Here is a 14,024-nt window from a genome sequence, read left to right as displayed (position 1 = left end):
ATCTAAATTAAATCTTATACAGAAACCACTTACACGTACCTATCTCATACTTAAGCTCAAACCGGTGCATCTGACCGTTAATATTGCTCTGGCACTCATAAACCTTCATACGATTCCCCGCAAGCTTTTCTTCAGAGATTCTAATAACCATCTCAACTTTCACGACATTACCATGATGCCGAAAGCGGATGGGTCGAGGCATGCCTGGAATATCAAACCAAGCAATCATTTCGATAGGATCCATTACTATTCTCATATTAACCACACTTTGCCCAATCCCCGGTGATGCATTCCGTACAGCCACCCACATGAATGAGTTTATTCCGACATACTGGACATTGATTATGGGCAATTAACCACGCCTCACAGGGCTCAAGACAATAAGACTTTCGATTACAATTGGCGCAAACATCGTTCACTTAACCTACCCCCAGTACATGCATTTGGTTATACACCGAACCTATGTTCTATATTATAACCACATAGTGTAAGGATATCAATGGAATAGTTTGCCAAGGAACCATTTGCTAATGTATTCAGAATACTTAGATAATTATATGGAATTTTTAGAGGATTCTCCGTATTATAGAACGAAGTATTCTAGTGGTGCACACTAATAATTGGGTTCCCACCGATAAGTTTGGCTTCTACTTAAGTATAGGTCTTTCTCATTTAATATAGAAAAGGGATGATTTTCTTTGAGTAAAGATATTCTTTTGGTAGTAGATGATCATTATGGTGTACGTCAATTCCTGTCTGAATTTTTATCTCAGGAAGGTTTTCGCGTTAAAGAGGCATCCGATGGATATACAGCTCTACAAATTATTATAGAAGAGAAACCAAAACTGACATTCTTGGATTTAAAAATGCCTGGTTTAAGTGGAATCGAAACTCTAAACAAAATTAAACAACTTCGTCTCAAGACGCAAGTTGTCGTAATGAGTGGTTCTACTCAAGACAAAGCTCTCATGACTGCTATCCAGAAAGGCCATGTGAAATGCTTTTTTCCCAAACCTTTTGACCTTGAAGATTTGCGTTTCACTTTGCATTCTTTACTCTGTAGTTCTCATAAGGGTTCTAAGTTAAGACTAATGTAATCGCTATAATGGTTTTGCATGTCTATTTAGACATCTCCTCAAAATGTAAAAGCAGGCCTAGCTACCTGCTTCTTACTAACCCTATTATTTTAGACATGAATTATTTAATACTCTTGACAGAATACACGCTGGTGCAGCTCGATTGGAAGAGTAGTTGATTTGTTTTCAGCTTGCGGGTTCGATTCCCATCACCAGCTCCAACTAAACAACCAACGTTGGGTATATTTTTCATTTATGCGGTTCTTTGAATGTTATTGGTTATTCACTTCGCCAAAAATGTAGCAGGCCATAGTGACCTGCTTAAAATATTGCCCTATATAATAGGAAGGATTTTCAACCAACTGTATAGATACCTTTCTAGGTTCAGGTAAACTTATTTAACTTTCGCATTTGTCATCTTTTAGCGAAGATTATTTGTCTCGGATATATTCTACCGCATAACACTTGTCGTTAGAAATTATTAACTAACGTTGTTTTACCAAAAGTCATCCGCCCTCATAAATGTTAGCCTGGTTTTTATGAAAAAGGCGGATTGCTCCGCCTTCTCGGGATACTAGTTTGGGTTAAAAATTAATCTTTATGTTGTTGGCAGAATATTACCCACTGCACCTATTATACCAGTCAATGCATTAACTGATTGGGCAGCCTGGGTACCAGTTAACACTTGTTGAGATGTTAATCTGACACACGGCAATTCAAGTTGCAAGCTAATTCCTAATAGAACTATTGATATTGGACATGGAATAGAAATACACAGTATTTCATTACCAGTACAACAACCTTGTGGGCATTGACCTTGACCCGCCATCTAAGCCCCTCCTCTCTCTTGGGATACTATAATCTACGCAATGATAAGGACAAACGTGACAAGCTCTAGGGCTTTTCCATAATTTTCTAACACCACGCTGGATATTAACATATGCTAAAGTAGCGTTCAAGCGAGGAGGGAAATCGATGAATACTAGTTTTGGAAGTTCCGTGGTAAAAATCACTCGTGATATGTATAGACCATCATATATAGAAAGGCTTCAGGCTGATTTAAAATCGACAGTCTATAATGTTAAAAGAACCAGTTCTCTACTGCAGGTAGATAAACACTATAATAGTGAAAAAAACCTGTTTTGTATCGATATGCCTGAACCTCTTAGAATCACAATTCCGAGCTATGGGTTATCTGTTATTATTCCGAACCTCAAAGTAATAGTTGAGGATGATAACAAGAGGTCACAAAAGGACATTCATAATATTGCAACAGAATGGATAAACAAGATAGCTAATAACCCTTAAATTTATTTTAAACCATTTTGTTTACTATAATCTCTATATGTTAAACGGTCATGATAAAAGCGTAGTCATAATGTTGGACAAGGGGGTTGCCTTATAACGGTAGCTCCTTTTTAAACCTTTTGTTAAACTCTCATTATCGAAGAGAAACTAAACTAAGCAGGCCATAGTGACCTGCTTAAAATATTGCCCTATATAATAGGAAGTAATTTTTAACCTAGGTACTTTGCCACCTCAGCAGCGGTTTCATATTTGTCATTTCCACTCAGCAGCACTTCGTTAGGATGATGGGTCGTTGGTCCGCCGACAACGATCAGTTTCTGAGCGCCCTTGGCCTCGGCTGGCACTGAGAGATCTGCCGGACGAACAAAGATAGCACAGTTACCATTTTTCACAGCGACATCATAACCCGCCCAAAAATCCTCCTTCGTATATAACAACACTGCTACTTTCAACGCGTCACTTCCTCCTTGCAAATCCATAAATAGTCGATCCCAAGGAAATTCTGTTCCTGGACACCTTGATTTATTTATAGAATCAATCCTATGATGCCCGATAATAGTATCCTTCGTTACCGGTATCCCCAAAGTTCCAACTAACCATCGATGTAAAGCCAGTGTTGCCTTGTACTGCGCTTCCGGCATTACCTCTCCACTTTTTCCTTCGTGTTCAATTGAAACGGTGTAATAATTCGGATTAACTTCAGGAATAAGCAAAGGCCAATTCGGTTTATTGACGCTACCATTGGCCCATGCATGGTTTTTAAGATCGACATATTGATGGATTTCGCCGTTCTTACCCACTCCAAAATGGGAACTAACCTTACTTGCCGAATTTGCAAACCATGAATCGGTACCGGCTAAAGTACCTTCCATGATGTGATTTACAATCGCTATTGTTCTGTAACCTCTCGAGCTGCTGAAGTTTGGCGACCCTATCCACTTAATTGTTGGTTTATCCATTTTTATCGCTCCTCTCTTGCAGCTGCTCAAGCACCCTTTTAAGCGCGGACGGTAAAGGGACCCCTAGAATCCCTAAGTTTTCAGTTACACTAACACCTTCCCTTGCAACATAAAAGTAAATTGCCATCGTGCGCAAAATCGGCTCGGGATTACCCATCATCTGATCAAGTAGGACCGCCATGGCGATGACGGCAAGAATGGCACCCTTTCGGATGCCACCCCACCACATAACTTCTGAGTTTACGTTTTTAAGCTTAATAGCCCCCAAGAAGCCGGTTGTGTAATCTAAGATCATCAACACAACAAGCACATTCAATGCAGCATCCCACCCTCCCAACCATGCGCTCACGATGGTTCCTCCGATGGCTACAACAGTGTTCAGGCTAAATTCTTTTATATTCACGCTTCACCCTCCTCATTTTGGGCATAAAAATAACGCCCTACATACGGCGTTTTCTTTAAATTAGTAAGCGCTTGCCAGTTTGGTAGGCTAATTATGCAGTGTAGGCATCTCCAGTAATTAATGTGTACTCATTAGAGGTAATCTTCCCAAAAGAAACGTACCGTGCAACCTGATTCTTTGTTGCCCAGCCCTTATCGTAATACATTTTAATACGCTCAAAATCAGTCATTCTTACAGTCCTCCCATCAATAATCTTAAGTCGATATCAACCAACTGTTGTCCAAGTATCTGATTCTCCTGCTGAAGTTCTAGGATTTGGAGTTCCTTCTCGACTAGCTGTTGGCCCAGGAGGTCAATTTCAGTAGGATGTTTCACGAGCGGTTGAGGATTATCTACCCTATCAAATTCGTCATACTCGAATTCAGTTATAGCAACTAAGCCCTCTGTGTCGGGTAGGGATTCTTCGCTCTTAAAGGCCATATCGTTGCCGACATACTTGGGGTTTTGGATAAATCCCATACCAAAGGGATATTGAAAAGTACCGTCATTATGCTTTAAGGCATATATATAAAAAAACATCCTAATACACCCCTATATATTTATTTTGGCTGAAAAGTACATATCATGGGCTTGGTATATCAGATAAAATAGTCCCGGAGTCCCTGAATAGATAAAACCTACTATCCATTTTAAAAAGGTTGTATCTATATAATGAGTCGTTAATAGAACTCCTGAGGTATTATATTTGGTAATCCTATATCCGCCATTAGGAGAGCTAATTAGGATGTAGATATAGGTTCCGTCAGTCGAAACGAACGTAGGCGCTTGGGGTTGACCGGGATAAATTGTGGCAATTAAAGTGGGTGTCACTGTACCCCAGGTGGCACGATAAAGTTTCGTTGACCAATCAGCATTAACACCGTACCATACAATATAAATTTGCCCACCTATAATAAGTGGATAAGTTCTACCGCCATTCAAATAGATAGTGCCAGAGGTAGTAGTGGGGGTGGTGCTAGGGTTTAATGCAGAGAATAAAACCTTATGAAGTACGGAACTTGGGTTTATAAAGTATACATAACCATCTTCGGAGTTATAAAAAGCATGCTGTCCTCCAAAAGGGCTTTTGAAGGGGGATAGTGAGCCAGATTCCCTGTTTGTTACATCATTGGATTTTACGACATTATTACCCGTTTCAGAAGCGTATAATATCCCATCCTTCAAAGGACTAGTAAAGGGCCAATGAGTATTTGACCAGTTACCCAATACCTTATTGTCATAAGGTAGCCCTTTATCAGTACGTCTAAAAAGTATGGATGATTCCAACGTAGATCCGTCATCCATTTTTACATTAACAGCCTTAGTTATGGGAAAGTAATCGTCAAAATTCCCGTCAGCTAGTTTTCTTCGCATTTGCAGATTTTTCTCAGCCATGACCTACCTCCTTTATAATTCTTGGTACCACCAATCTCCAGTGTTAAGTGTCGGCTCCGTGGGACTTGGAATAATATTTAGGCCTGCCCCGGCCCCGATATCGTTCTCAAGCTGTGATAGCTTTGTTGGCAGACGTACTGCAATAGCTTGTGCAACCCTCAAAGCGGTCCACAGTCTATTCGTTGTCGCCGTCCCAGCTTCTGCCTCTGCCTGAGATACCGTACTCCAGGTAGAAGTGTGAGCCATGGTTCGAGTTACCCCATTTATTCTGGCTATTATGGAGGATGTAGTGGTCCAGATATCCCCGTTGACTAGGGTCGTTGGAGTAGTACCATGGGGAATATTCAGGGGTGCCCCATCAACGGTACTGGCCGGTAATCCGAGCTTTCCGCCCATGGTATCCCCGGACTTATCCACCTTGGTGGATGGGTTGAAATTATCCTCTTTCCAAACCTTAAAGCTGTTATACGACAAGTCTGGACCTATCCCGAATAGCTTCATTTTATCACCTCCCCTATCCGGTAACCGTTACTCGATACTGGTTTAAGCTGGGTGCCGAGGGAAAGGATATCCTAAGAGTATTAGCGTCTATGGTCTGAGCTTCTACCAGCACCATGGACCCCGTTGATGTTTCTCGGATATTGAAGGTGGTATCAAGAGTACCTAAGCCATGGGCGATATTAAAGACCGTAGCTACTCCGTCACCGATATTGGCAGCCCCCTTCTTGGCAATACTGTTATCCGTGACGAATTTGGCGAATGCTTGGTTTGTCCTCTGAGGAGTCATGAACTTGGCCGTCGATGTTCCGGCCTCTGCTTCGGCCTGCGTTGCGGTATCGATGTTGTGGGTATGGCTGGTGGAGGTAACGGCGTTTGTAGTGGTTGGGCTTAGAGTTCCTGGAGTTCCCATGGTTACGGTCCTATTTGCCGTTAGGTCTCCGCCCCCTGTTAGCCCGTTCCCAGCTGTGATTGTCCTGGTAGCTGGGGCCTGTTGTACGTCATCTACAGTACTCAACCCCACGTCTGATTTCGTGAGAGTTACAGCCCCCGTTCTGCCTGCTACGGAATCCACAGATTGTAGGGCCAGGATGGCTTCTTTCGTCCGTAATGGGGTCATATATTCCGTGTTAACCGTCCCAGCTTCTGCCTCCAGTTGAGTAGCAATCCCGTAGTTTGAAACGCTTCCTAAACCTACCTGAGATTTCGTAACGGCATGGGGGTTCGTGGTCAGGTTGGCGTGTGCATCGACTTTCGCCTGAGCTCCAGCTGGGGTCTCCTTGGTTCCAACTAAATCCGTTAAGGTAATGGCAAAGTTAGGGTCATCCCCTATGGCTGCAGCTAGCTCGTTGAGGGTGTCCAGAGTCGCCGGGGATGAATCAACTAATGCGGCTACCTTCGTGTCCGTATACGAGTTAGCACTTGAGAGGGCAGCATCTGCTTTAGCTTGAGCTCCTGAGGGAGTTTCTTTGGCATTCCAGGTGTTCTTCTCGGTATCCGTTACAAACCTGTTGGAAGCGTCTTGAGTGATTATGGATGGGGGATGATTTGCCGGGTGTGTATAAGCGTTGGCCCCCGTAGCAATACCCGCTAGCTTTGTCTTCTCTGTTGCCGTGAATGCCTTATTGGTTGTTCCATCCACGATGATATCCGCGCTATGGGTAGACGGATGTGAATAGTTGTTTGCGTTAGCAGCTATACCATTCAGTTTGGATTTATCAGCCGGACTCATGAGGCCATCCTGAGTGGTGGTAGCGTTTGGTATCGGATCCGCCCCGGTACTAAGGTGCTCATTAGCGTGGTAGGGAAATGGATGGGAGTTAAGAATCTCAATATACTCCACCAAAATCTCAGTACCCTCGTCTAATCCCCCCGTAATTTGGAAGCTCGTGGTTGACGATTCGATTAAAGCGGCGTTATCCTGCTTCTGCCCGAACATATACCAAAAGAGTGAGTTCGTTCCGGGTTTATAGGACCCCTTAGTCAAGTTAAACGTGACCTGTCCGAGTCCCACAGTGAACAACTCCTGTTTAATTAGAAAGCTGGAGGGGTTATCATTGGCGCTCAGTATGCCATCGGTAATGGATAAGTTAGCTCCAACCTTAATACCTCCAAGAACAGTAGCAGAAGCTATAGGCAGATCCTGGCCTCCCATCTGGGTCCATACGCCCGTATCCTTCCAGATCTTTTTGGTATCCCTGGCAAAGAATACGATACCGCTATTCGAGGCTACAGGCCTCTCCGACTCCAGGCCTTCACGAAACTCAGGAGTGTTTCCCCCGTCTTTCACCGGGGTGAATCCAAGGGCAGTCGTGACGTTAGAGCTGGTGATCTCACTTCGTATGGTAGCGGAGGATTTATTGTCGACGGCACTTAACCCTACGTCAGTCTTAGTTAAGGTGCCCCACGACAGGCTTCCAGCGGTAGCTCCGGACTTCAGGACCTTACCGTTGTTAGTGGTACCCGTTGCAGGGACGTGTAAATTGCCGTCACCCGTGGGATGGGAGTAATTATTAGCATTCGTAGCTATTCCGTCAAGCTTAGTTTTTAAGGCGTTGGTGAATGCGACTTCCATAGCATTGAGAACGGCTGAATTAGAGTGGGAGTGTCGCTTGGTAAGGGCATCGGCAACATTGGCGCTTAGGTTATCGTCGTCTATCAGGGATGCGCATGCATTAATCAGGGTTACTATGCTAGCCCCAGTTAATACCTGTCCTAAGTTAAGCTTTATGGTACCATTCCAGCCGTAGAAGGTATTGTCAGCTGTGCTGTACCATAGTTGGCCTGGAACGGGACTAGCCGGATCAACTGCTAGGTTCTGTATCCTTGCGTTTTGTAATTCATTTTTTGCTAGATCTATATTAGTTAAGATCTGCAAGATATCTCCCCCTTAATTCAGGTAAGCCTTACCGCTAAACTCATAACTAAAGAATAGTTCAATGGTGTCATTAGATAGATATTTAACCTCCCCCACTAGGGTACTTCCAGCACTATCTACGACCGTTACCGACGGAAAAAGCCCCAGGCCATGGTTGATGGTCCATATCTGTGATGGGGATAGTTGTGTATGGATATACGTTGATGCTTGGGGAGCTTCGCTAGCTGTTATATATCCGACGTCGTTTTCAAGTTGTGAAGTTTTGGTCGGGATATTCTCAACAGCCAAGGTTGATTTCTCCACCAGCGGATTGTCCAATACTCGTTTAATTTTCTCAACAAGCGTCGGAACTTCGTTTCCGAAGGTTGCTTCAAGTTTAAAACCGTCGGGTTCATAAATCTCCTTTACTTCGGTGATCCGTGCATCCAACGTTACGCCCCATTTACGGTTCATGGCGGTGACGATGTCACCAAGATCCCAATCGACTTTGTAAGTGTAAGGACCCTTGGTCAAAATCTGATGATCGAACGTTTGGATTTCACTTAACTCAGAGAGTTTTTGCTGCCCTCGGAATGCAAGATCAGCGCCATCTTCGATGTCCCGTGCATCGATAAACGTCTCTAAACGCTCAAGACCAATAAGTCCGTTACCAACCTCTATGATCTGCCGTTCTTCTCCTTCACCTTGGCCTCCAACATAGCCGGTATTTCGATACCCAATATCGCTATCAATGAACGTCTGTGCTTTCACCGCGTCAAAATCCACCGCGAAGATCACTGGAGGATTTTCGGTTTGGCTAGCAGTAAGATCACGACCCTCGTACGTTTCAAATACCCACTGCTTACTGGCAATATCTAAAGTAACACCCCATCCCAATCCGCTAGAAAGCGATATAGCCTCTAGCTCACCATCCAACGTCTTGAGTCGGCTCAGATAAACAATGATAGGGCCTCTTGAACGGTTCGGAGCGATAACCAATGAGGGAATATTTCGCCTTACGTCAACCGGATTGACACAGTTCACACCTACATAATGTTTCATCCCTTCTTCTGCGTTAGTACTTATACGATCATAGGCCAGTCCGTCCGGTGGTAGAGTGATCCGTCTTCCGACCATCGAGGATATGGATGGCCCCTTTATTAGGATGACTTCTTCGCCGTTTTCTCCGACGGATAGTTCTCTGTGCAAAATAAAAGCCGCCTTATCTCCGGCGACCAGGATTCTTCCTTTTTGTAATTGTTCAGTGTTTGCTTTGGCTACTGAAATGTGTAGTTCAAAGTCTCCAGGTTTATGCCAACGTCGGGTCCAGATCAGGCTTTCATAGTCGTCAAGTTCCGAGTATAGATTAAAGTATGTGTCGATGATCCGGATCGGTTGCATTGTTACACCTCTTTAAACCAAATGTCGCCGGCAACAATTCCTGACGGTTCAGTCGGTCCTACTAAAACCCTTAAGCCAATATCATTTTGCCTTGAAGAGAACCACGTTTGCCAGTCGGCCTGGATGTTATCCCATTCACTATCCACTAAGGCCTTTTTATTAGCCCATTCAGAGTCAACAACCGATGTTTTCGATGCCCAGGCTGATTCAATTTGATCAAGCGTAGTGTTCCATACGTCCCACATTTCTTGGGCTGGGATGGTGATTAAACTAGATACTAGACCGCAATTGGCTGTTAGTCGCTCATCAGTGATATCTGAGGCAAGTATGGTCGTTGCACCCCTTCGGATCCGCGTCTGAGCTAAAGCAAGCTCTTTGACCGTGCTTGTTATCTCCAATGCAGGGACTTGGGGGGTACTAGAAAAGGATCCTTTCTTAACGACAACTGTAATTGTTCTTGCTACTTCATCAAAGCGCAGAACGGTTCGATCAATCCGATCCAACATGGAATCACTTGGGTCTAAAACTCTAATAAGATCTATATCGTTGTGATACATATAACCGCGAATAAAACCAAATCCTGGCTCTGTGATAATACTTAAATCACTTCCAGGTTTAACGTTCAAGCCGGCTTGACCATTCTCTGCATATAACCCATCCGACAAAAACCGGCTGAAATATTCCGCGTAGTCACTTGCAAGGTATAACCGTTCATCCCCCTCAGCGCTGTTAAAAAACCGATAATGCTCCACATTTCCACCCCCTAAATCCCGATATAACGGTTTCTATAGCTTACTAAGACGGCAGCCGGCTCGACTTGGTCGTCACTTGAATACTCTACAACATTGTCACCTACCTGCAGCGACCAAAACACACTTCCAAGATCGATCCAGTTAAACGCGTTGGTTCTAGCACCTAATTCATCCTCAATTTCCACTCGCTTTGCTCCGAAATCCGTTGTGATGATGAGTTTATCAGTGTTCAGCAGGGTCCGATTAACCTGAATGTATTCTCCGGTTGTTTGGTTCGTGATTCGAGGGTTCGTCGCTGGACCCTTAAACTCAATCCTCACCGGCGTTTCCACGTCGCCCTGGTTGATAATGTTGATTCTCTTAGGTCCTTTCGTGGCATAGATGGTCGGCAAGCGCAGAGGAAAGGTCATTCCTCCGATCCAAGTTACAATTTCATCCGTTTCAGTCTCAATATCCAGCCAAAAGGGCTTAGGACAAAGAAGTGTTATGAGAAAGACCTGATGGTTAACTGAGAAATTGCTTGGAAATGCCGGGGCCAGTTCTGTTTTACAGTCTATTTCTTTGACAACTGATCCTTTTTCATACCGAAGAATCCCGCCTAGCTTAGGGTTAAAGGCTTGCAGGAGTTGTCTTCGATAGGTATTCTCATCAGTCGCTAAGATAACACCTTCAATGGTTAGCTCCCGTTCGGCCAACGTTCCACCTGTCACCGTTGAACCATCTTGATAAGGCGCCTTTTGTCTCAGGATTTCATGTTGAACACTCCCTAGCCCGTCAAACCGGGTCACCAAGAGAGGGGCAGAGTCCCTAAGCTCGACACTCTGCCCGCGTTCGTTAGTGTAAGTTACGTTTGGCATGCTACCACTCCAGCGCCAGGCGTCTGCTGGCATTCTTTACTTGACGTGCCGTTTCTGACGGTGAAAGCGGAGTTGGAGACTCAATGGCGATATATTGGGTTATTCCGCTGGGCTTATCCTGGTTACCAGCCAGAACACCACGTGCAACCTCCTGAGCTGTTTTCAACACCAAATCTTCACTAGCTTCATGGTTATAAATCTTGGTGCCCCTTGGGAGGTTGTAGATTTCATAGCCCTTCTCATGAAGCGTCGTAAGTCCGCCAGGAAAGTAGTTCGTTCCGTTATAGTTATTGTCGACCTTATCATCCGAACCTGAACTGCCGGATGTCTTCGTGATAATCCAGCGGATAATTGGATTGTTAGTAAACCATTCTTTAAGCTTGTCCCACCCGGTTTTAATGGTACCGTCCTGCTCGTTGATCTGCTCCGCAACATCTTTGTTTTGTTGCTGAAGTTCATACACGACTTTTTCGTGCATATCTCTGGCTTTTGTTATCGATGCTTCTCTTGTTCTTTCCGCGGCCTGAATCATCTTCTTGGCTTGATCATCGGAGGTTATGACACCCTCATTTCGTTGCCTCGTAATGGATGCCACAACCTTTTCATACTGTTCATTAGCGAGATGTGTTGTTTCATCTCGCTGTTTCGCACTGTTTGCAATGACATCGGCTGCCTGCAGAGTCGTGATATCTTTGGCTTGAAGCTGCATGCGGGTGAGGATTGCCTTTTGTTCAGCTTCTGAATTCGTTAATGCCTCAATTGCTAATTGCTCCATCTCATCCTTGATCTTCTTAATTTGGTCTGCTTCTTCTTGAGTTATTGACCGATGATCGGCGGCAGCCTTTTCGTAGATTTCTTTGATTCTTGCTTGGAAGGAAGTTAGTTCATTATTCTTTGCCCCATGGGCTTGCTTCATCTTATCTAGAGCGTTTTGAGCTTCTTGCGAGTCCAAAAGGCCCTGATCAGCATAAAACTTTGTTAGATTAGCCAGATCCTCTTCGTAATGCTTATCCCTTCCCGCTTTAATATCTGCACCCATTTTCTCAAAGGTACCCACCATCTCGGCAGCCATCCCTTGGGTGATGGTTGTGTTATTTGCTTTGAATGACATAAGGGATGTACTTAGTTTTTTGTCCATATCCAAGTAAGACTCAACCGCTTTTTTAGTAGAGTCTGATACTTCATCGCCAAACAAATCCACGGTTGGAATAACTTCTTCATTTAGAGAACTTACTAAGGATCCTCCGATGGCAACCACAGCCGCAACTCCCGCTACAGCTATTCCAACCGGTCCGGTAAGTGCCGTCAACGCCGTACCTAGGGCTGGAAAAGCCGTCGTCAGAATACCAACTCCAGCGGCGCCTCCCGTAGCTGCGGCACTCACGGCACCGAGCGCCCCTGCTACACCACCTACAAGTGGTATGAGTGGTCCTAGTACTATCATCAAAGGTCCAATAGCAGCGGTAATCCCGATAATGGCAGGGACTGTCTTTTGGCCAGCTGGGGACAGCTCGCTAAACCACTCGGCCATGGATTTAATCGCTGGTGCTACGGTATTGGTCATAATATCTGCTAGAGGCAATAGCGCTGGTCCTATTGCAGCCTGCATTTCTCGAAGTGATTCGGTAAGTGCTCGCGCTGGATTCGTTTCGTAAGCTGCTTTTGAGGCATTCTCTGTGGCACCTTTGAACTCGCCAAGACCCTTCATCCCGTCTGCCATGGCCACGATGACTTTTGCCCGGACATCCTCCCATTGGGTCCCGAATAGAGCAACGCCTGCAATATTTTGTTCAACCGGATCTCTCATGGCTGCTAGTCCAGCAATAGTTGCCATAAATGCCTGTTGACCTTTTTCTCCGCCCGCAGAGATAGAACTTCCCATTTCTTTAGCCGATAGGCCAATAGCACTGAAACCTTCGGCGGTTGTCTTGCTGCCGTCTTGAGCTCGGATATTAAACTCCTTCACGGCATCTCCGACTTTGTCCATATTCCAAGCACCGGCCTGTGCACCAGAGATAAGGATACCCATCATTTGATCGGCAGCCATACCCATTGAGGCAAACTGGGGACTATATTCCCGCAAGGTATCGATGAGTTCGCCGGAATAATCTCCGCCTTTTTGAAAGCCCACGGTGATAAGGTCCATCGCCTCTTGCCCATTGATGCCAAATGCCTTCATGGCTACACCAGCAGCAGCGGTGACTTCTTTTATATCCTGATCAAATAAGTCGGCAATGGTCATTGCACCTTCGGCAATGTTTTGTAACTCTTCATCAGCCAATGCGCCCATAGTTAACCTAACGTCTTTGATTGCGTTGTTAACTTCCTCGATGTTTTCTCCAAAGCCATTCTTCCAGACGTCTTCTGCAGTGTCGCCTAAGTTTTCCGCTTCCTCAGCAGTTATACCAAGCTGTCCCTGTAACTTGTTTTGCGCATTTTCTGCGTCCACTGCCCCTTTGAGCATGACCGCACCCGCAGCCATGACAGGCGCTGTAATAACAACAGCCATCGTTTCGCCGATACCTTTTACTTTTTCGCCGACGTCACTTAATTTGTTGGCGTTACTCTCTGCAGTATCACCTAACTCGTTGATCTCGCTACTAGCACTTGCCACTTGCTCCTCAAAGCGTCTAAGTTGTTGCTCTGTGGCAGCAATTTCTCGTTGAAAGGCACGATACTCATCTTGACCAATATCCCCTCTTGCTAGCTGTTCATTGACTTGCTCCTGGGCAGCACGGAGACGGTCAAGCTTTTCCCGGGCATTGGCCACCGCATTGCCCAATAAGGTTTGTCTTTGGGTAAGTAATTCGGTATTCGTTGGATCAAATCTAAGTAGCCTTTCAACCTGTCTGAGTTCACCCTGAATGCCACGGCTTGATCTATTGACATCGGCCAAGGCCCTCGTTAGTCCAGTTGTTTCACCTTCGATTAAGACTGAAATTCCTTTAATAGTTGCTGCTATTTTAATCACCACCTTTAT

The 14,024-nt window shown here is 44.9% G+C and carries 15 protein-coding genes and 1 tRNA gene; 3 read left to right on the top strand and 13 right to left on the bottom strand.

Annotation, left to right across the window (positions count from 1 at the left end; translation table 11 throughout):
* Positions 1–7: 7 nt before the first annotated feature.
* Positions 8–352 (bottom strand): hypothetical protein, encoded by a 345-nt coding sequence (locus HGJ98_RS16535; protein WP_367142739.1) that lies wholly within the window; start codon positions 350–352, stop codon positions 8–10.
* A gap of 346 nt (positions 353–698) precedes the next feature.
* On the opposite strand from HGJ98_RS16535, the gene HGJ98_RS16530 reads away from it, so the two are divergent.
* Both HGJ98_RS16530 and HGJ98_RS16525 read left to right on the top strand, forming a co-directional pair.
* The gene (locus HGJ98_RS16530; RefSeq protein ID WP_291352788.1) at positions 699–1,097 is read left to right on the top strand and encodes a response regulator; all 399 of its coding nucleotides are present in this window, start codon (positions 699–701) and stop codon (positions 1,095–1,097) included.
* A gap of 127 nt (positions 1,098–1,224) precedes the next feature.
* Positions 1,225–1,297: transfer RNA gene (locus HGJ98_RS16525), tRNA-Thr, on the top strand.
* 377 nt (positions 1,298–1,674) lie between these two features.
* On the opposite strand, the gene HGJ98_RS16520 is transcribed toward HGJ98_RS16525, so the two are convergent.
* Entirely contained in the window at positions 1,675–1,905 is a 231-nt protein-coding gene (locus HGJ98_RS16520) for a hypothetical protein (RefSeq protein WP_291352786.1), read from the bottom strand.
* Between the two features lie 146 nt (positions 1,906–2,051).
* On the opposite strand from HGJ98_RS16520, the gene HGJ98_RS16515 reads away from it, so the two are divergent.
* On the top strand, positions 2,052–2,384 hold the full coding sequence (locus HGJ98_RS16515) for a hypothetical protein (RefSeq protein ID WP_291352784.1): 333 nt from the start codon (positions 2,052–2,054) through the stop codon (positions 2,382–2,384).
* A 209-nt stretch (positions 2,385–2,593) separates the two neighbouring features.
* On the opposite strand, the gene HGJ98_RS16510 is transcribed toward HGJ98_RS16515, so the two are convergent.
* The 11 genes from HGJ98_RS16510 to HGJ98_RS16460 form a co-directional block, all read right to left on the bottom strand.
* Complete coding sequence (locus HGJ98_RS16510; RefSeq protein ID WP_291352782.1) at positions 2,594–3,343, bottom strand: N-acetylmuramoyl-L-alanine amidase; 750 nt, start codon at positions 3,341–3,343, stop codon at positions 2,594–2,596.
* Complete coding sequence (locus HGJ98_RS16505; protein ID WP_291352780.1) at positions 3,336–3,746, bottom strand: holin family protein; 411 nt, start codon at positions 3,744–3,746, stop codon at positions 3,336–3,338. The genes HGJ98_RS16510 and HGJ98_RS16505 overlap by 8 nt, the downstream gene beginning before the upstream one ends.
* A 91-nt stretch (positions 3,747–3,837) precedes the next feature.
* Complete coding sequence (locus HGJ98_RS16500; protein ID WP_291352779.1) at positions 3,838–3,975, bottom strand: XkdX family protein; 138 nt, start codon at positions 3,973–3,975, stop codon at positions 3,838–3,840.
* A gap of 2 nt (positions 3,976–3,977) precedes the next feature.
* A complete protein-coding gene (locus HGJ98_RS16495; RefSeq protein ID WP_291352777.1) occupies positions 3,978–4,325 on the bottom strand; it encodes a hypothetical protein in 348 nt (115 codons plus the stop codon).
* Between the two features lie 12 nt (positions 4,326–4,337).
* Positions 4,338–5,180: a hypothetical protein gene (locus HGJ98_RS16490; protein WP_291352775.1), complete on the bottom strand. Its 843-nt coding sequence runs from the start codon at positions 5,178–5,180 to the stop codon at positions 4,338–4,340.
* Between the two features lie 12 nt (positions 5,181–5,192).
* A complete protein-coding gene (locus HGJ98_RS16485; RefSeq protein WP_291352773.1) occupies positions 5,193–5,681 on the bottom strand; it encodes a hypothetical protein in 489 nt (162 codons plus the stop codon).
* Positions 5,682–5,694: 13 nt separating this feature from the next.
* Positions 5,695–8,055: a hypothetical protein gene (locus tag HGJ98_RS16480; RefSeq protein ID WP_291352771.1), complete on the bottom strand. Its 2,361-nt coding sequence runs from the start codon at positions 8,053–8,055 to the stop codon at positions 5,695–5,697.
* Between the two features lie 12 nt (positions 8,056–8,067).
* Positions 8,068–9,435 carry a siphovirus ReqiPepy6 Gp37-like family protein gene (locus tag HGJ98_RS16475; RefSeq protein ID WP_291352769.1) on the bottom strand — a complete coding sequence of 456 codons (1,368 nt, stop codon included), beginning with the start codon at positions 9,433–9,435 and terminating at the stop codon, positions 8,068–8,070.
* 2 nt (positions 9,436–9,437) lie between these two features.
* Complete coding sequence (locus HGJ98_RS16470) at positions 9,438–10,187, bottom strand: hypothetical protein (RefSeq protein WP_291352767.1); 750 nt, start codon at positions 10,185–10,187, stop codon at positions 9,438–9,440.
* A gap of 11 nt (positions 10,188–10,198) precedes the next feature.
* A complete protein-coding gene (locus HGJ98_RS16465) occupies positions 10,199–11,044 on the bottom strand; it encodes a phage tail family protein (RefSeq protein WP_291352765.1) in 846 nt (281 codons plus the stop codon).
* A 1-nt stretch (position 11,045) separates the two neighbouring features.
* Positions 11,046–14,015: a phage tail tape measure protein gene (locus HGJ98_RS16460; RefSeq protein ID WP_291352763.1), complete on the bottom strand. Its 2,970-nt coding sequence runs from the start codon at positions 14,013–14,015 to the stop codon at positions 11,046–11,048.
* Positions 14,016–14,024: the final 9 nt, after the last annotated feature.

It is taken from the genome of Desulfosporosinus sp. (assembly GCF_014237355.1).
In the GTDB taxonomy this organism is placed as follows: Bacteria; Bacillota; Desulfitobacteriia; order Desulfitobacteriales; family Desulfitobacteriaceae; genus Desulfosporosinus.
Note: the sequence above shows the minus strand (reverse complement) of the source record. Positions and strands in the feature narration are given on the sequence as shown.

What these genes read in the sequence shown, in the direction of transcription:
- HGJ98_RS16510 (WP_291352782.1), bottom strand. Translation starts at nt 3,343, where the DNA reads ATGGATAAACCAACAATTAAGTGGATAGGGTCGCCAAACTTCAGCAGC.
- HGJ98_RS16520 (WP_291352786.1), bottom strand. Translation starts at nt 1,905, where the DNA reads ATGGCGGGTCAAGGTCAATGCCCACAAGGTTGTTGTACTGGTAATGAA.
- HGJ98_RS16485 (WP_291352773.1), bottom strand. Translation starts at nt 5,681, where the DNA reads ATGAAGCTATTCGGGATAGGTCCAGACTTGTCGTATAACAGCTTTAAG.
- HGJ98_RS16490 (WP_291352775.1), bottom strand. Translation starts at nt 5,180, where the DNA reads ATGGCTGAGAAAAATCTGCAAATGCGAAGAAAACTAGCTGACGGGAAT.
- HGJ98_RS16465 (WP_291352765.1), bottom strand. Translation starts at nt 11,044, where the DNA reads ATGCCAAACGTAACTTACACTAACGAACGCGGGCAGAGTGTCGAGCTT.
- HGJ98_RS16515 (WP_291352784.1), top strand. Translation starts at nt 2,052, where the DNA reads ATGAATACTAGTTTTGGAAGTTCCGTGGTAAAAATCACTCGTGATATG.
- HGJ98_RS16495 (WP_291352777.1), bottom strand. Translation starts at nt 4,325, where the DNA reads ATGTTTTTTTATATATATGCCTTAAAGCATAATGACGGTACTTTTCAA.
- HGJ98_RS16475 (WP_291352769.1), bottom strand. Translation starts at nt 9,435, where the DNA reads ATGCAACCGATCCGGATCATCGACACATACTTTAATCTATACTCGGAA.
- HGJ98_RS16500 (WP_291352779.1), bottom strand. Translation starts at nt 3,975, where the DNA reads ATGACTGATTTTGAGCGTATTAAAATGTATTACGATAAGGGCTGGGCA.